Genomic DNA, 18,569 nt, shown 5'->3' on the forward strand with positions numbered 1-18,569 from the left:
AGGTGTATTATGATTGGAAGTTTGGCTAAAGAAGAAAAAACAGCAGAGGCAGGAAAAACAGGTGATCAACTTGAAAAGTGTATTGGACCAACTTCACTGAATAGGGAGGTTTATTACTCTACGCTTATCTACTATACATTAAAAGAGTTATATTCACAATTAGGTGATATCTCTTATGCTAATAAAACAAGATCAGAAAAAGAAATAATCAATTTTTATGTTCTACCTCAATTTGCACGTTTTAAAGAAATTATTGATGAAGATATAAAAAAAGATCCTTCGTTTGCAAATTCTGCTATTGTAAAGTTTTGCTCCTCAATTATAAAAAATAACAAATTACTTAAAGAATTAGAAGAAGTTAGTATTCCTGCCAAAAACTCTAGTGTAAAGGCAAGGGTAAGCTTTCAACTAAAAAATCTGAAAGAAAAGGTATGGTTCTTAGGAAAACTAAAGGAAAAAAAGAATTTCACTTACGTGCAGAGGGCTTTTGGGGATAAGTGGAGTTTTTATGACCTAATAAATGATGGAGATTTTAAAAAAACGTACATAGATAAAGCAGTAACAGAGTCTGCTAATAAGAGCTTTAAGGAAGATATAGATAAATGCATAAAGTTGGCAGAGCAGGGAAAAGAAGCTGCAAGTAAATATCTTGGAGAGAAAGGCGTAGAGTTTCGAGCTTATTACACAGAAACTGATAACACTCATAGAGTTTTGAATATCAATCTTATTAATTACAATAGAAGTGAGCAAACCAGGATTAGTGACATTTTACAGCAAGAGAAAGATATTAAAGAGCTGAATATCTATTGCAATAAAAAACATGAAATACACTCTCATCGGAAAGGTAAGGAAAGATATTATGAATTTAAAGAGGGCGCATATTATGAAATGAAAAGCACTTGGCCTGTAAAGGATGGATCCGAAATGTGTACCATGATTATGAATGTGAGTAGCGATGGCATAACTGAAGTACTAAAATTTAATGATGAAGATTTTGTGCTATCGGATGAGATCTTAGAATTAATAAAGCAAAACGATGAATTATATATTCAAGGTCTCTCCTTATATGATGCTGTACTAGAAAAAGGTAAGGCTGCTGATGTTGTACCTACTGCTAATAATAATTTTCAAAATGAGTCTATAGCGGCCTATCGCGAGGAACCAGAGGGGGAATTAGACCCTAAAGTTGATGCTGACAATAGCCTTCCTCCTTCTATTAATAGCAATGCATCAACTCAAACGGAAGTCAATTTACAACACACTAAAACTCAAACAGAAGTTGCTTCACAACAAATCGAAACTAAAACGGAAGTCAATTTACAGCACACTGGAACTCAGACAGAATTTGCTTCACAACAAATGGATGAATTGATTTTAAATAATCAGATGCTGTCCGAAAAAAACGTTGAATTGAAGCAAGAAATGTCAAATTTGAAAAAAGAAGCTGTTGAATTGAAGCAAAAAATAGAAGCAGGGTTGCAAGTGATAAATAAAAAGCACCATGAATTAATACAAGAAAATCAGCGACTACAGGAGAAACTAGAAACAACCCAAGCAGAAGCTAATCAAACAATTGTAAAGTTAGAGAAGCAGAATAGCAATTTACAAGACAGGTTTGAAAAAGAGGAGCAAAAAAACACGGAATTGCAAACTGAACTGGCACAAAAAAATGAAGAATTAGCAGGTGTGTTAAAAGAGCTACAAGGGAAAGCACAAGAACTTAAAGGTGTATATGAAGAAAAAAGAAAGCTAAAGGAAGAGCTGAAAATTGTTAATGCAGGAAAGAAGAATTTGGAAAAAGAGCTAAATCAAGCACGAGAAGATGCGGAACAGATAATGGTTGAACGACGCCAGCAGAAAGAGCGCTTGAAAGATCAGCTAAGAGAATTAGATCAGGAATATAAGGTACAAGTAGAAATTGAGCAAAAGATTAAAGAATCAGATAGGCAGGATAGCGATTTACAAGATACACTTGGAGAAGAGAGACTAAAACTCAACATTGAAGAACTAGAAAACGAGTACGAGGAATTTCCAGGAGATAAGGTGCTTACACTTGAACTCACTAAAGATGAAGATAAAGTCGAAGAGTTAAGAAACGAGCTAGAGCGTGAGAAAGAAAAGTGTAAACAATTATTAGAAGAAGAAAATGAATGGGGTGATGAATTGGTAGGAATGCTTGATGGACTGGAAGAAAAAATTCGTGCTGATGAACAAAGGAGCTTCAACAATCAATTAACGGGAGAAATTTCTAATGAGTCTGGTAATGCTCCACGACAGAAGAAAAGGTTATCCAAATCTTCAAGCGTTGATAATGAGTCTTATGTTCCACTGAGAGAGAAGACAACATTACTCAGATCTTTAAGCGTTGATAGTGGACTTGATAGCGATGAAGAAAATTGTGATAATGATTTATCTTTCAACATAAGTCCTATAAGTTCTATTGAGAAGGTGGCAGAGAGTAGAAACGTAGGTAGGGTATCATTGTGAAGATGGTTGGGGTTAAGTTGCAACTTAAGTGGGGCGCAAAAGGTCTTTTGTGTTGATAATAATTTAAAATCTATAGTAGACTAAAAAAGATTATTAAATTATAATATAACATATGATAAAAGACGAGAAATCGAAAACAATTTTTGAAGTGGAAGGGGCAGTAACTGCTTTACTACCTGCAGCAGAATTTAGAGTGAAACTGGACAATGAACATGAGATTATCTGTCATGTATCAGGGAAAGTGAGAAGAAGTAAAATACGCATCATTATAGGGGATAGGGTGTTAGTTGAGATGAGCATTTACGATAGGAATGCGAGAAAGGGTAGGATCATTAGAAGGCTTAAAGGTACAAGTGACAGAACGATCTCTAAATAATCTTATTCTTGCTTCATCATCGAAAAGGCGTATAGCTTTACTAAAACAAATAAACATTGAGCCAGGTTTAATTTTGCCAGCAGATATAGATGAAGCCCCTTTAAAAAAGGAACTTCCGAAGGATTACTCAATCCGTATGGCAAAAAGTAAAGCTGAGAAAATACAAAGTTTAAATCCAAATTATTTTGTGCTTGGTGTTGATACAGTTGTTGCTTGTGGTAGAAGGATATTGCTCAAAGCTGAAAACGTTGAGCAAGCAGAAAAATGTATCCGCTTGTTATCAGGAAGAAGGCATAGAGTATACACCAGTGTATGTCTATTAACTCCCGATCAATCTAAACAACATATCAGGACTGTGGTTACAATAGTGAAATTTAAACGTCTCAGTGAACAAGAAATTAAGTATTATTTAGCATCAGAAGAGTGGAAAAATAGGGCGGGGGGATGCAATATACAAGGCCTAGCTGGAGTGTTCGTATTGTTCTTACGCGGCTCCTACTCTTCCGTTATAGGGTTACCATTACATGAAACCTATTGTTTGCTAAGCAATTATTTTAACTTCAATTTATATTGAAATACCTTTATTAGTATCTTTTTTTTGTTGTGACTCAGCAACCTGTTTAGCCCAATCTAGTGGTCTTTTATTTCTGTTAGCTAATGCAATTCTATTGCGATCATAACCATCAGTGTGTTCTGTTAAAGTATCTCCTCTTTCTTCTTCTATTACTCCAGCTTTCAGTTGTGCTTCATCTTTCTCTAGTAATTTATATAGTTCGCTATTTTTATCTACAGTTGGATTAGTGTCATTATTTTCTCGTTCTGCCACTGTTTTTTCTAACCACTTACGTATAGGGTCATATTGTTTACCTTCTCCTATCTTTTCTAAAATGTTTTCTGAGAATGAATCTTTAGGAATATTTTCTTTAGTAGCCTGTTGTGCCGGTTCTCTTAACCCTTTATCCGGGTTTCCCAATGCTCCTTTTAACTCACTCGTATCTCCGATTTCTTTTGGTTCAATGTTTTCTAAGCTCTTCTTTAACTGTTCAGGATTTACTTGAGATTGTTCATTATTGTCATGAGTTGGAGATGAATAGCCCGAATCGTTTGCTTTTATGTCTGTTGAGCTGTCTTTTAGCAACCCAACTTCTCTCAAGCGTTTTTTAGTTTCTTCGCTAATCTGACTCTGATCAGCTGATTTTAACCCGAGATTTTCTTGACCTAATGTATTTTTAAGTTCTTCAAATAGAGTTAGATTACTTTGTCTAATATGTTCTTCTAATTTCCTTCCTACCTGTTTTAAATCTGTTTGAGATTTACTATCACTATTAGTTGGAGATATATAGCCTGAATCACTTATACTATTTGGTGTTGAAGCAGAGACACTAATAGTTGGACCTTCCACTATTTTTACATCTGCTAAATCGTCTTTTTGCAATCCATCTTCTTTATCTTGTGACAGTTTATCAGTAGGATCAACTTGCCTTAATCCTCTATTATCCTGCTGTGATCTATCTCTGATTTCTTTAAGAAGATTTTCAGGTGGAGTTTGATCACTTTGTTCAATGTTCTCTAAGCTCTTCTTTAACTGTTCAGGATTTACTTGAGATTGTTCATTATTGTCATGAGTTGGAGATGAATAGCCCGAGTCACTTTTATTATTGAGTGCTGTAGCAGAGAGCGGCTGTTCACTTTCTTTCCACTTAGCATCACTAGCATCTTGGTTATCACTGTTATCTGGAGAAGATGAATAAGGAATTATGTCCTTTAATGTCTCTAACGGTGATGGGTTATTTTTTCTACTTCCTGCAATTGATGCTTTTCTATCATCAACATCAATGTGCCGTAAGTTGTTTTTCTTGAAATTTCTGATGTCTTGTAACAGATCGCCTTTGCTATTTCCTTCTTGTTGCTGGGTTTTAGGTTGTTGCTGATCATTAGGTGTTTGCTCACTTCTATCTGGTTTTTGGCTTCCAGGTACAGCATGTCCAAATGTAGGATTGTCATACCGTTCATCTTCTTGCCTATTATCTTGATTGTGGCTTACAGACTTGGTGAAAGTAGAACTATCTGAAGAATCAGAAGTTGCACCTTTTTGCTGATTATTAGGTGTTTGCTCATTTTCGCGCAAGTCATCTGGTTTTTGGCTTCCAGATTTGGCTCCCCCTTGCTCATCGAAAACACCTTTTTTAGGTGGTAGTGAACTAGTTCTAGGTGGAAGTGGCGGAGGAGTTTTTTTGTTCTGAGGATTCTCCTCAAAAAGCGATTGTAGGTTATAAACTTGACCTCCCGAATTTGCTTCTCGTGCTGCTTGTCTAAGCTCACGCTTTTCTTTAGCCTCCTGAGAATTAATTTTATCGTCAAAATCTTTTCCAATTCCGCTATCGTAAGACTGCCTTCTGCTGTTAGATTGTAGTCCAAAATGTGAATGGTGGTCTTCTTTTTTTTGAGTTATATCAGTAGCTTGAACGCTAACACCTCTATTAACATCAATTCTTGTTGTAGTTTCAGATGATAGCTCGTTACTGTCTTTATTATGTTGCATCTCATTCGCTTTTCCTTGTCCTTTCTCCCTGAATTGTATTTCATGCAAGAATAAACCACCTATTTTTACATCTCTGTTTACTTCTAACCGTTCTAGAGAAAAATCATCACCTTTAACAAGGTCTACACCGTTAGCATCAATCTTAATTTTGATCTTACATTCCTTCCCCTCCGCATACCACTTTAAAGTCATTTCATATGAACCATCAGTTACGACATAATGTCTTATTTTTTTCCCTTCTTCCTCGGCAACAAAACCATGCATTCCGCTCTTTCCATCACTATGCAATGTTGAAAATCCCGAGATTTCATTCTTCTCACAAAAATCACTGTTTAAAAATTCGCTGATTTTAAACTCTTTTTTGTTATTTCCCAGCGTAATACTTGCGTGATTACCGTATATTGAAACTCCTGCAACATCATCAACATACTCTTTCAACCTTTCTTTAACTTCACTTTCAAGGTCTTGTCCAGCTTTCTTTGTCTTGTCGCATTTCTGAAGAATAACTCCATATGCTTTATCTTTGTTTTCTTCTTCGTCCCAATTCCAGTTGGCGTGTTTTGTTAAAAACTTTACTGTGTTAAAATCAACTCTAGCATTATAAATTGGGTCGTCTTCCTTTTTTATTTTATCAAATAAAGGAAAAATTTCTTGAATGCGCTCATTATAAATGTGTTCTTGTTGTGTATCGTTAGTGCCCATATATCCCTCACTAATAACCCTCTGCCTTTAGTTCTAGCTAATACTAGCTAATATAATTATCACAAGCATTGGTTGAATTTTTATTAAGGAAGGTTGTGTTACTAATGTGATGACACAAGCTATTTTATGGTAACATCAAACGATTTAAGTTGTCATTCCAGTCTGGAATCCAGCCTTTCACGAACCCCATCAAAAATGTTGTGTTTTAACATAAGATTAGCTACTTTTATGCTCACTAACTTAGTGCCAATCAAGATTCCTGGATCCCAGTGTCTGGGCACTGGGATGACATCCTTCTTGGCGGAAATCACTCTTATATCACAACAGCTGCATAGCCTAAATTGCTTTAGCTATAGCTCTGTTTTTGCAACTTCAAATATCTGCTACTCATAGTAAACACTTCTGGATCTTGAGAGGTTAGCTTGAGTATAGCGAGTATGTTGATAAACAACAAAGCAGCAATCGAGATATCAGCAACATCCCATAGCAACCGGACTTTACCTATCGCACCAAGCGGAATGATCATGGTAAAAATTACAATCCAGATTTTAGTGTATTTATTATCCATAGACACATAGCGTATTGTCTGTTTTGAGCAAAAAAACCAAGTGAAAATAGTAGTAAAGGCAAAACAAAACATTATGGCCATAATTAAATAGTCAATATAGGGCCAATTCATAGCTTTTCTAAAAGCAAATATGCACATGTTAGTACTCTCTAAATCAGTGACCCAAGAATCTGTGACAAGCAGTACCATTGTTGTAATAAACACTATGAATGCAACTATAAAAGGCGATATTATTGTGATTAGGCTCTGTTCAATAATAAATTTATTATTATTTTTCTTAGGAACAATTGAAGAATGTACGATTCCTTCGAGGCCAAGCCCTATATCTGTTGCAAAAATACCTCGCAAAGTTCCAACTTGAATAATAGTCAACATTTCTAAAATCAAACCTAGAGATAAACCAGAGTTAAAGCTACTAGTTGTAAAAAAACTGCTTGTTATTAGTTTTAGAGAAGGAAGAATATTTTCACTAAATTTAAATAATATGATACCGCAAAGTGTGAGGTAACTTACCGTCATTATCGGTATCATAGCCGATATAAAAATTTTAATTTTTTTTAAGCTGAGAGCTGCAACAACAAAAAATATTATGGCCATTACAATGCCACCAACAACTACAGGCACATCTATCATATTAAGTGGTATTGATAGAGAATTTACCTGAACAAGGTTACCAACTGTTATTGAAACCATCATCATGATAACTAGAAAGACAATTGTGGCCTTCCTAGAGTTAAACGCATCAGTCATGTAGGCTACAGGGCCACCTATAAACCGTTCGTTCTTTTCCTTTCTGGTTTTTATACTTAGATAACAAGTGACATATTTTATCACAGAAGTGATAACAATAATTATTGCCATCCATAAAATAGAGCCCGGTCCTCCGGTTTTTAGAGCAACAGCAGTTCCTGAAATATTTCCTACTCCTAAATTTCCCCCTAAAATTGTAAACAGAGCGGCTATAGAAGAAAATTTATTTTCTCCTTTTTTAGCTCCAAGGAGTGAAAGGGCGTATGGTAATCTAAATACCTGTAGCCATTTTAGTTTAATCGATAGGTAAACACCAGCAACTAGCATGAGTAATATTGTTGGCAGTAATAAAACAAACTTTACTGTATCCATCTGTAAAAGTGAGATTTTTATTTGAGTATACAACAAAAATTGAAAATACCTAACCTATTTTCTATGTATGACTTCGTTTCCGTCATTCTAGAAACCTTTTCTTGTCATCCAAGTAGCGTGACACATAACTGTACGAACATTGTAATATGGTACAATGTTAAGACGATGTCATTCCAGTGCTTGACACTGGAATCCAGCTTTTAATGCAACCCCTCACCAAAAATATTGTGTTTTAACATAAGGTTAGCTACTTTTATACTCACCAACTTAGTGTCCAATCTGGATCCCAGTGAGCTTTGTTGCATAGCAGCAGAAAAATTAGTGATTACTGACAAAATTCATTATAAATAGCGATTTAACTGTTGAAGAAAAAATATGCCACAAAAAATGAGGGTCAGTAACCATAGCGAATATAACAAATTTCTAGAAAAAAGAGGAAATATTTTTCATTATATCAACGAAGCCATAGAAAAGTGGTACGAGAATGGTCCAAAAATACCAGGTGGCAACAATATTTATAGCGATAAAGTTGTAATTTTGGTGCACATAATAACTTGTTTATTTAGAATAGGCCTGAGGCAAACAGTTGGGTTTATAGCAGGATACCTTGAGCAAATTGGGAAAAATTTGCAAGTTATCAGCTATTCACAATCATCAAGAAGGTTTAAGAAACTCAATATTAAGATCAATGATTGCAGAAAATAATATGGAAGATATCGAAATTGCTATAGACAGTACAGGAATTAGTATATACAACAACACTCCTGGTCATAGCAAAGAAAATAGCGAAGATAGAAAGTATCGCAGCTATGAACAGACAAGAAAATTGCATGTAATGTTGAATACAAACAGCAAAAAAGCCATAGCTGTAAAATACAGTAACGGCTGATCCCTATGGAGCTTGTGATTTGCTAAAAGAAGTCGATTTTCAGTATGTCATAAAAGTACTATATGCAGATAGGGCATATGACAGAGAAAAGCTCTATAAGCTGTGTAATCAATATGGTATAAAAACGAAAATTCCTCCGAAAAACAACGCAACAGAGCATCCAAAGTTAGACTATATGGCTGAGAGAAATTCTGCAGTCAAGCTCATAAAGTCATATGATGAAGATGGTATAAAGAAGTGGAAAAAAGAGATGAGTTATGGAAAAAGATCTTATATAGAAGGTTTTTTCTCGCGATTAAAAAAGACATTTGGATTTAGTTTTAGGAACAAATCTGAAATGAATCGTGAGAGGGAACTGCTACTCAAATGTTATTTGCTTAACAAATTTACTGAAATAGGCATGGCTAAATTTGAGATAGCTTCATAAATTTATTGTGCGTTACCTACTATCCGAAGAGCGATGCAACAAAGCCATCCCAGTGTCTGGGCACTGGGATGACATCTTTTTTCTTGGTACAAATTACTCTTATATCTCAATGTTCGTACAGTTAGTGCGTGACACTTGTATCTTTATGATGTGAGGCATTAGAGCTAAAATACCTCACAGGGAGGGTGAAGCTGATGCGACACTAATGCCATTAAGCCAGATTTTGCTTCCCTCCCATAGAGTTAAAGACTGAACAGTATCTTTTGGAATTATATCCCGTATTACAAGGTTAGTCTAAACTCTCAGTTTATTTATAGTCTTGGAGGCAATTTTATGCAAGTAAATGCTATTTTGGGTGTGGATATTTCAAAAAAGAAATTTGATGTTTGTTTGTTAGTGGACAGTAAAAAACGACACAAAGTCTTTCAAAATAATCAAGATGGTTTTGCAAAACTTGTAGTTTGGTGCAATGGCCATGGAGCAAATCTTACTCATTTATGTCTTGAAGCAACTAGTTGGTATGGAGAAGATTTGGCTACTTTTATGCACGATTTAGGACATAATGTCAGTATAGTAAACCCAGAAAGCTTTTGGCAAAAGTGAGCTGCTCAAAAATAAGACAGATAAATCAGATGCAGCTATGATAGCTAGATTTTGTATCGCCAACAAACCTGCTCTTTGGAAGCCCATTGCACCTAAAATGAGGCATTTGAGGGAGCTTTACCGTTGCATGCAATCGCTAAAAGATGATAAGGTGCAACAGACAAATCGCTTGGAAAACAAAAATATGCATTCCAGTTGCAAAGAAGCTATATCTAAAGTAATTTTGGCAATAGAGGAGCAAATTATTGTTCTCGAAAAAGAAATTAATGAGCATATAAATAACTATCCACATCTAAAAAATATGGTGGAAAACCTTAAGACTATAAAAGGTATAGGATATCTTACTGCTGTTGCTGTTGTCGCAGAAATGCCATCAGTTGATAACTTTGACAATGCTAAACAATTTACAGCTTTTGCTGGTCTAAATCCAGGACATTATCAATCGGGATCGTCAGTAAGTAAGAGAAGTTGCATATGCAAAATAGGATCTGAGCGTATTCGAAAAGCTCTTTATATGCCAGCTATAGTAGTCAAAAACCATAATAATCATTTTCAAAAGTTTTGTCAGCGTCTAGCAAGTAAAGGCAAATGTCCAAAAGTCATAGTTCTTGCGTTAATGCGAAAATTAATGCATGTCTTTTTTGGTATTCTTAAAAATAATCAACCATTTAATTGTAATTTTGTTGGATAATTTGTTTGACAGCAGAGACAGTATCTGGGATCTAAATTTTTTATGCGAAACCATTATGTTTATATACTTGTAGGCCCAAGTTCCTCACATAGTGAACAAAAAAGTAAATGAGATTCCAGTGTCACGCGCTGGAATGACACCTACCCCATGAGAACTCTATTTTTCATACCACTCATTTATAAGTTTATTGATATCAGAATCTATAAAATCCTTTAATGGTTGCCTGATTTTTATCTCAACATTTTTAGGGATGCACCTATCTTTACATATCGCATAATTTATATGGAAGTTAAGGTCAATATACCCTTGATTTAAAAATATATTCATCTTAAAGGGAAATAATACCATATCCTCATATACGTTACTTACAAACGTCTCTCTCCCTACTTTATCTTTATGTTCCTTTGGAATAGGCCAGTGAATATTTATATCTGATGCATTACCTTTGTAACTAATAGACGTGGGAAGGCCAAAATCTCCAGGATCTTTATAATATATGTGCCAGCCTGGTTCTACTGTAACCTTTATTGCACCTTTAAGAGTGAAGCTTGCTTCATTTATCTCGCCAATAAGTAAATCAAATTTTGCAATTTCCTCGTCAGCATATAGTTGAGCGCAAGAAAAAAATAAAAATAATATTAAATATATATATATTTTCATTAAGGTAAATTTCTCCTTTTATAGAGAAAGTAATTTAGATTTTAATTATTATATTTAATAGTATTATATAGATTATTTATTAATATAGCATTATGCTATAGCTAAACTGACTTACGACAATCTGAAAAACGACAAATTCGTCATTCCGCTACTTGTTAGCGGAATCTATGCCGAGATACCGCGAATGAATCCACAACTGTACGAACATTGTGATTTTGGCCCATAAGGAGGGTGTCATCCCAGTGCCCAGACACTGGGATGGCTTTGTTGCATCACACTTTATGAGATGGTGATTTATGGTAAATTCATGTAACTATCTCAAATTTAGCCATACCAATATCAGTGAATTTATTAAGCAAGTAGCATTTAGTTCTTTTTCTCGATTTATCTCAGATTTATTCCTAAAACTAAATCCGAATATTTGCTTTAATCTTGAGAAAAACCCTTCAATATAAGATCTTTTCCCATAATTTACTTCTTTTTTCCATTCTTTCATGCCATCTTCACCGTATAATTTTATTAACCTAATAGCAGCATTCCTGTCAGACATATAATCTATTTCTGGATGTTCTGCCGCATTGTTTATTGGTGGAATTTTTGTCTTTATATCATATTCGTTACACAACTTATAAAACTTGTGCCTATCACATGCTCTATCTGCATATAGTGCTTTTATGGCATGCTGAAAATCAACTTCTTTTAGCAAATCACAAGCTCCATAGTGATCAGCCGTTACTGTATTTTACAGCTATGGCTTTTTTGTTGTTTATATTCAACATTACGTGCAATTTTCTCGTTTGCTCATAGCCACGATATTTTCTGTCAGTGCTATTTTCCTTGCTGTGTGTTGTTGTATATACTAATTCCTGTACTGTCTATAGCAATTTCGATATCTTCCATATTATTTTCTGCAATCATTTATCTTAATATTAAGTTTCTTTTGATGCTTGTGAATAGCTGCAAATCTCTTCCTATTTGTTGCAAATACCCTTTTATAAACCCGACTGTTTGTCTTAAACCAATTCTAAAGAAACTGACGATTATATGCACCAAAATCACAACTTTATCACTATAAATATAGTTGCCGCCCTGCATTTTTGGACAATTCTCGTACCAATTTTCTATGGCGTCATTGATATAACAAAAAATGCTTCCTCTTTCTTGGAGAAATTTGTTATATTCATGGCAGTTACTGACTCTCATTTTTTGTGGCATATTTTTTCTTCAACAGTTAAATCGCTATTTATAATGAATTTTGTCAGTAACTGCCAGTTCTTTTCACTTGAGCGATGCAACAAAGCCCACTGGGATCCAGAAAATTTGATTGTGTACTATACAACATTTTCGATTAAAAGCTGGATTCCAGTGTCAAGCACTGGAATGACATCACAGGGGCACTGGAATTTTTGTTTCAATATTTGTACATTAGCCATGCATCTGAACAGATACTGTAAATTAGCTATATTACATTAGCCCATCAGATGAGTTGTAATGGTTATAATTGTCTGATAAGTGATCTCTAACATCGTGACCTAACTCATTGGCATCAGGCTTAACTTCGTGATCTAACTCATTAGCATCGAGCTTAAACAAAGAAGGATTATCATCAGATTGTTGATTAGACTCTTTCGCTTTCGACCCAAATAACCATGAAAAGAGTGATGAGATAGAATCAATAATGGATTTAATTGTTGAAAAAATATTGGATAAGAAATTACTGGGTTGCTGAGTATCCTCTTCGGCTGATTCTGGTTCAGGCTCTTTTCCTGCTGTGTCATCCACATCTTCTTCAGGTTTACTTCTGCTTATAAGTGTCTTATCTAACCATTTGAATATATTCTTGTCTAGATTATGAAAATACATTTGACTTATCTCCTTATTTTCATCAACGTAAATCACTAAAGTTGTATTCTCATTCCCCAATCCATCACATTCACTAACGAGCGATTCATGAGAGTTCTTAATGTCTTTGATAAATTGAAGTTTTTCTTCTTCTGCTGAAAGATAATCTCTGTGTTCTGCTCTATAAGTGGTGCCTTTGTATTTAAAACTAAACATTGATTCACGATCTTCATATTCATCTAGTCCAGAATTCTTGACACGTTGTATAATTTGAAATTTCTCTGCTTCTGAAAGGTCCTTGAGGTATATACTACCAGTTGTATCTTTATATTTAAATTTAAACATCCATCCATGGTCTTCATATTCATCTAGTCCAGAACTCTTGACACGTTGTATAATTTGAAATTTCTCTTCTTCTGAAAGGTTTAGGCGGTATACACTACCAGTTGTACCTATGTATTTAAAAATAAAACTCCATCCATCGTATTTATATTCATCTACACCCATCTGCTTGCAAATAGCTTTATAACTTTTTTCTTCTACTTCTCGTCCAACAACATTTGCTATGAGTTCAGTATCCAGAATACTCAAAGTTTGGACTGTTGCCGATGGTGAAAAACACAATTGAAATATGTGGCCTAGCTCATGACCTAGAACAAAATCCATGGCACTTTGCTTATATGTCAGAATATTCTGACAATCTGTTACTCCTCGTGTAATATATCCTGGACCACCATCTTCATCTAAGCCGAGAAGATTGTTATACTTTGTATAATCGCTTCTATTATTAAAAATGTGAACCGTTATATTGTAACTTGCATTACTATTTTTCAAGCAAAACTTTTCTTTAAATGCTTCATAGGCAGTTTTAATGTCTGTTTCTATTTGGTTTTGTTCCTGCTCAGATAAGTTGTCGTATTTTATAGTACAATTTATATACCCGTATTTAACGGTAAAGCTGTTAGACAAAACATCATGTATATTTGTGGAAAAATAATTGAACTGCTTTGACTCAGCTTCCTTATACAATTGATGCCCATATTTATCCCTAATACTTTGGTAGTTTAGGTACTTTGGCAATTAAGTTTTTGTTACTATCAAAAAAAGAAATATCAGAATTACCAATCCTAAAATCCTTTATAGATTGCCCGCAAGTGCCATCATTTGCACAATCATGATTATCTTTCTTATTAAACCATGCGTTGGTGTATTTTTCCATTTTGATACCTCACTACCAAACCTTACTATATTATTATCTTGGTAAAAATCATAATAATTCGTTAACTTGTATTTTAAATCTGTATCAAATGTGCTTTTCTCGTAAGGTATCAATTGTGAAGTAATTAACTTTATTTGTTTAAAATTTTGCTAAAATAGCTCTTTTTATACTATGTTTTATATAGCTAAACTGACTTAGATTTACTGACAATTTGAAAAACAAAAATTCGTCATTCCGCTACTAGAGGTTGTCCGGAAACAAGTAAAAGGCTATAATATCTGAAATTTTAGTACGGGGTAAAGATGAGAAAAAAGTATCCAACAGATCTAAGCGAAAGGGAATGGGCAAGAATAGAAAAACACTTCAGAGTATCATACAAGAAAGGAGGAAGGCTGCCAAAGTATAGCAAAAAAGAAATATTAGAAGCAATTTTCTATGTATTGCGTACAGGGTGTCAATGGCGGTATTTACCAAATGATTTTCCGCTATCGAAGACTGTGTATGAGCAGTTCAGGCAATGGAAGAAGCAGGGAATTTTTGAGAAAATGAATTATGAAATTACAAAATATAGTAGAAGAAAAATAGGAAGGAATGAGCAGCCGAGTGCCTGTATAGTAGATAGTCAATCTGTAAAGACTACAGAAAAGGGGGGATCAAAGGCTATGATGGAAGTAAAAAAGTAAAGGGTAGAAAAAGGCATATAATTACAGACACTCAGGGTTTTATACTAGGTTGTTACGTAGGCGCTGCTAACGAAAATGATAGAGATGGTATTAAAATAGCATTAAACAATATGAGAACAAAATATACTAAAGTTAAAAAAATGTGGGCTGACATGGGATACCAAGGAAGAAATTTAAAGAATCACATAAAGGAAGAATATGACATAGATATTGAAATTGTTAAAAGGCCTCCATGTAGATTTTGGGTGCACAAAGATACGCCACCTGAGCTACTACCAACAAGAGAACAAGGGTTTAAAGTACAGCCAAGAAGATGGGTTGTAGAAAGGACTTTTGCTTGGGTTAATAGGAATAGAAGGCTATCAAAGGAGTATGATTTACTCACAACATCCACTGAGAATTTCATATACCTAGCTATGAGTAGGGTTATGTTAAAGAGGGAATATGCTTGAATTTACTTGTTTCCGGACAACCTCCTATAGTATTTTCTAAAACGAATGATAAACGTCTAAAATGGTATTACCAACTAAAAGGTGTAAGTTTGTACATTGATGCATTAGAGGTCTGAGGCGACTTTTGATGGTGTGCCAACAATGCTCTATCGGATTTAGATCTTACTATTACCCACAAATATAAATGTTTGTTGCATAGCTCTTAATGGCATAACTTTTGCTTGAAATAACTGTTTATATGGTGCAATTTACAGCTTTTAGTTGCTAAAATTATAACTCTTAGTTTAATAATTTTAATCTAATAAGCTTTCAGGTTAATAAAATTAAATTATTTGAGTAAATACAATACTATGTTTTTATTTGTGGGTAATAGTAAGGCTTAAAGCAAAATGTAGTACGAACGGTAGGTGGATCTAAAAGATCGAATTACAATCCTGTATACAGCATTTTGCATTATTGTTTGATTATATTTATAGGTACAAAAATGGCTAGAATAATTTTCATGGGAGTAGATGTTTCCAAGGAAGCATTGGACATCTCAATTAATGGCAAGCATAAGCGCATAGCAAACGTGAGTGATGCTATATCTAAGTTTATAGAAACAAATATAGTCGATTTACCCATCAAGTTATGTGTAAGCTGGTGGCTATGAAAAGCTCATTATAAAATTGTTGCAAGATAACTGTCCATAAAGCTCACCCGAATCGGGTATATGCATTTGCCAAAGCTTGCAATCATTTTGCAAAAACTGACAAGTTAGATGCTAAATTACTGGAAAAATACGCTGAATTTGTCAGTAAAGACGGTGAAGTAAAAGGATATATAATTTCACAAAAGCAAGAGGAATTAAAGGAGCTGGGGGCAGTTGAGCGTAATTTAAATGATGCAATTCATGCAAACAAGTGTCGCCTGCAAAGTGCGACGGGAAAAGCTAGAGAATACATAGAAAGACAGATAGGGTTTGCTGAAAAACAATTGAAAGAAATTAGGCAAGACATAGAAGACGCAATAGCTGAATTGAAAGGAAAAAATGAGCTTTTAATCAGCTATAAAGGTATTGGATCAAAGACGGCGAGCGTTCTACTGACAGAGGTGCCTGAGCTTGGTAGATTAGAGAATAGAGAAATTGCATGCTTAGTTGGAGTTGCACCTAAAACTAGTGAAAGTGGAAGAAAAGTTGGCAAAGCTCAAATCAAAGGAGGCAGGTTTTATGCAAGGAAAGCACTATACATGTCAGCTCTTGTTGCTATGCGCCACAACAGAAAAATGAAAGCGTTTTATCAGCGTTTGGTTGATTCTGGCAAAGCTGCTAAGGTTGCATTAGTTGCTGTCATGAGAAAAATTATCGTTTATTTAAATGCCATGATAAAAAATAACAACTTTTATCTTGACTCTTAAGACGGTAGATGACAGACCATTGATTGTATGGGTTCCATCTGTTATATATAATCTTTTTGAATACGAAGAAAACTGATGAATGAGTATGATATTACGGTTATAGGTAGCGGTCCTGGTGGTTATATAGCGGCAATTAGGGCGGCACAGCTTGGGTTTAAAACTGCAATTGTGGAAAAAGAAAAAAATTTAGGCGGTATATGCTTAAATTGGGGATGTATACCAACAAAATCACTGCTTAGAGCATCTGAGGTTTATAGGCTAATAAAAAGATCAAAAGAGTTTGGTATAGAAGTAAAGGGAGCGAATTTTGATATACAATCAATAGTGAAATACTCAAGAAACGTTGTTGATAAATTGTCAAGCGGTGTTGCATATTTGATGAAAAAAAATAATATCAAAGTTCATCAAGGTTTTGGTAAACTTGCAGGCAATGGTACTATAAAAGTCGTTAGCGATAAGGAAGAACAAGAAATTGTTTCCAAGCATATCATTTTAGCAACAGGCGTGAGGGCACGGAATCTGCCTGGAATAGAGGCAGATGGAGATTTAATATGGAATGCGCAGCACGCTATGACTCCAGAGAGATTACCAAAATCGCTACTAATTATAGGGTCTGGTGCAATTGGAATAGAATTTGCAAGTTTTTATAGTACTTTGGGGGTTGATGTAACAATCATAGAGATAAAGAGCACTATTTTGCCGCTGGAGGATAAGGACATTTCAGATTTAGCACAAGAAATATTCACAAAACAGGGGATAAAAATATATACAAACAGTAGCGTAAAAGCTCTTACTAAAAGTAAAGACTCTGCTCAAGTGCTACTAAGTAGTGGTGAGAGCAAAGAATTTGAGAGGGTGATTGTTGCGGTTGGAATTCAAGCAAATATTGAAAATATAGGTTTAGAAAATACAAAAATTAAATTAAGCCCTTCTGGCTTTATTGAAACGAATGAATGGTATGAAACTAGTGAATCAAATGTGTATGCAATAGGTGATGTAGCTGGCCCACCATGTTTAGCACATAAAGCGAGCCATGAAGCCGTGATCTGCATTGAAAAGATTGCTGGTAAAAATGCTCATGCGTTAAAAAAAGAATGCATACCAAATTGCACTTATTCTCATCCACAAATAGCGAGCATCGGCCTTACTGAGGAACAGGCAATAAAAGGTGGGTATGATATAAAAATAGGAAAATTTCACTCTAACTTTAATGGTAAATCTGTTGCACTCAGTGAAACTGAAGGGTTAGTGAAAACGATTATAGATAAAAAAACCGGAGAAATTCTGGGTAGCCACATGATAGGTGCAGAAGTAACGGAGTTAATTAGCAATTTTGCTCTTGCAAAGCAACTAGAAGGAACAGACTTCGACATAAAATCTACGATTTTTCCTCATCCAACCATTTCAGAGATGATACATGAATCAGTGCTTGCTGCAGATGTTAAATAGTTGAACTAACGTTCCATCGTTTTAGAGTTGTTAATGTCTTGAGTAGTAGTTTGATTAGGCACTTTAGTTTCAATAGATTGATTACCACCAGCATCAGAATTCTGTAACTCTTCTTTCAATCCCTTAGCTGCTTCTTTAACTTCAAGCTTTGCCTTTGGATGAAGATCTTCTGGGCCTTTTCCTTTAGTATCCAAACCTTGTTGTAGATTAGTGCTTTTCATTTTATTATGCTGCTCGTGCTCAGGTAGGTCAACGACCGAATTGAAAAGAATTTTTATTATATTTTTTAGCAGTTCTAAAAAACCTCCGCTTCTGCCTTCTCTTTGTTCTTGAGGTTTATTTTTCTCATTAGGTTCTTTTTTACTATTACTTTTAGGCATTTTTAACTCAACTATCATAACGCTTAATAAAATTCTACGTGCAAATTGTTAAATAACAGTTAACAATCTAGGATTTATT

General features: G+C 34.6%; 21 protein-coding genes and 1 pseudogene. 13 read left to right on the forward strand and 9 right to left on the reverse strand.

Annotation, left to right across the window (positions count from 1 at the left end; translation table 11 throughout):
* Positions 1 to 9 precede the first annotated feature (9 nt).
* The 3 genes from ABL518_RS04500 (at position 10) to ABL518_RS04510 (ending at position 3,437) form a co-directional block, all read left to right on the forward strand.
* On the forward strand, positions 10 to 2,487 hold the full coding sequence (locus tag ABL518_RS04500) for a hypothetical protein (protein ID WP_095742670.1): 2,478 nt from the start codon (positions 10 to 12) through the stop codon (positions 2,485 to 2,487).
* Positions 2,488 to 2,599: 112 nt separating this feature from the next.
* Positions 2,600 to 2,863, forward strand: coding sequence for a translation initiation factor IF-1 (gene infA / locus ABL518_RS04505; protein ID WP_007550159.1), 264 nt, complete (start codon positions 2,600 to 2,602; stop codon positions 2,861 to 2,863).
* On the forward strand, positions 2,841 to 3,437 hold the full coding sequence (locus tag ABL518_RS04510; RefSeq protein ID WP_010082554.1) for a Maf family nucleotide pyrophosphatase: 597 nt from the start codon (positions 2,841 to 2,843) through the stop codon (positions 3,435 to 3,437). Before infA ends, ABL518_RS04510 begins: the two co-directional genes overlap by 23 nt.
* Here ABL518_RS04510 and ABL518_RS04515 read toward each other — a convergent pair.
* The 3 genes from ABL518_RS04515 to ABL518_RS04525 form a co-directional block, all read right to left on the reverse strand.
* Complete coding sequence (locus ABL518_RS04515) at positions 3,429 to 6,107, reverse strand: hypothetical protein (RefSeq protein ID WP_095742669.1); 2,679 nt, start codon at positions 6,105 to 6,107, stop codon at positions 3,429 to 3,431. The genes ABL518_RS04510 and ABL518_RS04515 overlap by 9 nt on opposite strands.
* A gap of 152 nt (positions 6,108 to 6,259) precedes the next feature.
* On the reverse strand, positions 6,260 to 6,418 hold the full coding sequence (locus ABL518_RS04520; RefSeq protein WP_153296804.1) for a hypothetical protein: 159 nt from the start codon (positions 6,416 to 6,418) through the stop codon (positions 6,260 to 6,262).
* A gap of 35 nt (positions 6,419 to 6,453) precedes the next feature.
* Complete coding sequence (locus ABL518_RS04525) at positions 6,454 to 7,797, reverse strand: alanine:cation symporter family protein (RefSeq protein ID WP_038198671.1); 1,344 nt, start codon at positions 7,795 to 7,797, stop codon at positions 6,454 to 6,456.
* Between the two features lie 375 nt (positions 7,798 to 8,172).
* Between ABL518_RS04525 and ABL518_RS04530 the strand changes: the two genes are divergently transcribed.
* The 5 genes and pseudogenes from ABL518_RS04530 to ABL518_RS04550 all read left to right on the forward strand — a co-directional run bounded on the left by ABL518_RS04530 (position 8,173) and on the right by ABL518_RS04550 (position 10,407).
* Positions 8,173 to 8,502 (forward strand): transposase, encoded by a 330-nt coding sequence (locus ABL518_RS04530; protein ID WP_007548762.1) that lies wholly within the window; start codon positions 8,173 to 8,175, stop codon positions 8,500 to 8,502.
* Positions 8,486 to 8,686 carry a hypothetical protein gene (locus ABL518_RS04535; RefSeq protein ID WP_010082383.1) on the forward strand — a complete coding sequence of 67 codons (201 nt, stop codon included), beginning with the start codon at positions 8,486 to 8,488 and terminating at the stop codon, positions 8,684 to 8,686. Before ABL518_RS04530 ends, ABL518_RS04535 begins: the two co-directional genes overlap by 17 nt.
* Before the next feature lie 19 nt (positions 8,687 to 8,705).
* Positions 8,706 to 9,113 carry a transposase gene (locus tag ABL518_RS04540; RefSeq protein ID WP_095742667.1) on the forward strand — a complete coding sequence of 136 codons (408 nt, stop codon included), beginning with the start codon at positions 8,706 to 8,708 and terminating at the stop codon, positions 9,111 to 9,113.
* Positions 9,114 to 9,446: 333 nt separating this feature from the next.
* Positions 9,447 to 9,831 (forward strand): annotated as a pseudogene (locus ABL518_RS04545) (IS110 family transposase); the annotation flags it as partial.
* A 186-nt stretch (positions 9,832 to 10,017) separates the two neighbouring features.
* Positions 10,018 to 10,407, forward strand: a complete 390-nt coding sequence (locus ABL518_RS04550; protein WP_305037058.1) for a transposase — start codon at positions 10,018 to 10,020, stop codon at positions 10,405 to 10,407.
* 156 nt (positions 10,408 to 10,563) lie between these two features.
* On the opposite strand, the gene ABL518_RS04555 is transcribed toward ABL518_RS04550, so the two are convergent.
* From ABL518_RS04555 to ABL518_RS04565, 3 genes are all read right to left on the reverse strand, one after another.
* Positions 10,564 to 11,067 carry a protein-disulfide reductase DsbD domain-containing protein gene (locus ABL518_RS04555; RefSeq protein WP_015589109.1) on the reverse strand — a complete coding sequence of 168 codons (504 nt, stop codon included), beginning with the start codon at positions 11,065 to 11,067 and terminating at the stop codon, positions 10,564 to 10,566.
* A gap of 313 nt (positions 11,068 to 11,380) precedes the next feature.
* Positions 11,381 to 11,773, reverse strand: a complete 393-nt coding sequence (locus ABL518_RS04560) for a transposase (protein ID WP_010081852.1) — start codon at positions 11,771 to 11,773, stop codon at positions 11,381 to 11,383.
* Positions 11,774 to 11,985: 212 nt separating this feature from the next.
* Positions 11,986 to 12,216, reverse strand: coding sequence for a transposase (locus tag ABL518_RS04565; protein WP_227738638.1), 231 nt, complete (start codon positions 12,214 to 12,216; stop codon positions 11,986 to 11,988).
* Between ABL518_RS04565 and ABL518_RS04570 the strand changes: the two genes are divergently transcribed.
* Positions 12,112 to 12,540 (forward strand): WPE palindromic element domain-containing protein, encoded by a 429-nt coding sequence (locus tag ABL518_RS04570; RefSeq protein ID WP_348994362.1) that lies wholly within the window; start codon positions 12,112 to 12,114, stop codon positions 12,538 to 12,540. The two genes, ABL518_RS04565 and ABL518_RS04570, sit on opposite strands and share 105 nt — an antisense overlap.
* Here the strand turns inward: ABL518_RS04570 and ABL518_RS04575 are convergent.
* Together ABL518_RS04575 and ABL518_RS04580 are read right to left on the reverse strand one after the other, a co-directional pair.
* A complete protein-coding gene (locus tag ABL518_RS04575; RefSeq protein WP_348994363.1) occupies positions 12,532 to 13,938 on the reverse strand; it encodes a hypothetical protein in 1,407 nt (468 codons plus the stop codon). The two genes, ABL518_RS04570 and ABL518_RS04575, sit on opposite strands and share 9 nt — an antisense overlap.
* Before the next feature lie 19 nt (positions 13,939 to 13,957).
* Positions 13,958 to 14,128: a hypothetical protein gene (locus ABL518_RS04580; protein WP_010082509.1), complete on the reverse strand. Its 171-nt coding sequence runs from the start codon at positions 14,126 to 14,128 to the stop codon at positions 13,958 to 13,960.
* Positions 14,129 to 14,430: 302 nt separating this feature from the next.
* Between ABL518_RS04580 and ABL518_RS04585 the strand changes: the two genes are divergently transcribed.
* From ABL518_RS04585 to lpdA, 4 genes are all read left to right on the forward strand, one after another.
* Positions 14,431 to 15,263, forward strand: a protein-coding gene (locus ABL518_RS04585) for an IS5-like element ISWpi1 family transposase (RefSeq protein WP_095742620.1) whose coding sequence is annotated in 2 segments (ribosomal slippage) — positions 14,431 to 14,800 and positions 14,800 to 15,263 — 834 coding nt in all. Because the reading frame shifts where the segments join, the coding sequence is not laid out codon by codon here.
* Positions 15,264 to 15,747: 484 nt separating this feature from the next.
* The gene (locus ABL518_RS04590) at positions 15,748 to 15,915 is read left to right on the forward strand and encodes a hypothetical protein (RefSeq protein WP_155968863.1); all 168 of its coding nucleotides are present in this window, start codon (positions 15,748 to 15,750) and stop codon (positions 15,913 to 15,915) included.
* A gap of 323 nt (positions 15,916 to 16,238) precedes the next feature.
* On the forward strand, positions 16,239 to 16,661 hold the full coding sequence (locus ABL518_RS04595; protein ID WP_182309087.1) for a transposase: 423 nt from the start codon (positions 16,239 to 16,241) through the stop codon (positions 16,659 to 16,661).
* 75 nt (positions 16,662 to 16,736) lie between these two features.
* On the forward strand, positions 16,737 to 18,110 hold the full coding sequence (gene lpdA / locus ABL518_RS04600; RefSeq protein ID WP_010962518.1) for a dihydrolipoyl dehydrogenase: 1,374 nt from the start codon (positions 16,737 to 16,739) through the stop codon (positions 18,108 to 18,110).
* A gap of 5 nt (positions 18,111 to 18,115) precedes the next feature.
* Here lpdA and ABL518_RS04605 read toward each other — a convergent pair whose 3' ends face one another.
* Positions 18,116 to 18,508, reverse strand: a complete 393-nt coding sequence (locus ABL518_RS04605; protein ID WP_348994364.1) for a hypothetical protein — start codon at positions 18,506 to 18,508, stop codon at positions 18,116 to 18,118.
* Positions 18,509 to 18,569: the final 61 nt, after the last annotated feature.

The sequence above is a fragment of the Wolbachia endosymbiont of Drosophila willistoni genome (genome assembly GCF_040084705.1).
GTDB lineage: Bacteria > Pseudomonadota > Alphaproteobacteria > Rickettsiales > Anaplasmataceae > Wolbachia > Wolbachia pipientis.

Coding starts and splice junctions, on each gene's coding strand:
- ABL518_RS04500 (WP_095742670.1), top strand. CDS start 10: ATGATTGGAAGTTTGGCTAAAGAAGAAAAAACAGCAGAGGCAGGAAAA.
- infA (WP_007550159.1), top strand. CDS start 2,600: ATGATAAAAGACGAGAAATCGAAAACAATTTTTGAAGTGGAAGGGGCA.
- ABL518_RS04515 (WP_095742669.1), bottom strand. CDS start 6,107: ATGGGCACTAACGATACACAACAAGAACACATTTATAATGAGCGCATT.
- ABL518_RS04525 (WP_038198671.1), bottom strand. CDS start 7,797: ATGGATACAGTAAAGTTTGTTTTATTACTGCCAACAATATTACTCATG.
- ABL518_RS04530 (WP_007548762.1), top strand. CDS start 8,173: ATGCCACAAAAAATGAGGGTCAGTAACCATAGCGAATATAACAAATTT.
- ABL518_RS04535 (WP_010082383.1), top strand. CDS start 8,486: ATGATTGCAGAAAATAATATGGAAGATATCGAAATTGCTATAGACAGT.
- ABL518_RS04550 (WP_305037058.1), top strand. CDS start 10,018: ATGGTGGAAAACCTTAAGACTATAAAAGGTATAGGATATCTTACTGCT.
- ABL518_RS04555 (WP_015589109.1), bottom strand. CDS start 11,067: ATGAAAATATATATATATTTAATATTATTTTTATTTTTTTCTTGCGCT.
- ABL518_RS04570 (WP_348994362.1), top strand. CDS start 12,112: ATGCACCAAAATCACAACTTTATCACTATAAATATAGTTGCCGCCCTG.
- ABL518_RS04580 (WP_010082509.1), bottom strand. CDS start 14,128: ATGGAAAAATACACCAACGCATGGTTTAATAAGAAAGATAATCATGAT.
- ABL518_RS04590 (WP_155968863.1), top strand. CDS start 15,748: ATGGCTAGAATAATTTTCATGGGAGTAGATGTTTCCAAGGAAGCATTG.
- lpdA (WP_010962518.1), top strand. CDS start 16,737: ATGAATGAGTATGATATTACGGTTATAGGTAGCGGTCCTGGTGGTTAT.
- ABL518_RS04605 (WP_348994364.1), bottom strand. CDS start 18,508: ATGATAGTTGAGTTAAAAATGCCTAAAAGTAATAGTAAAAAAGAACCT.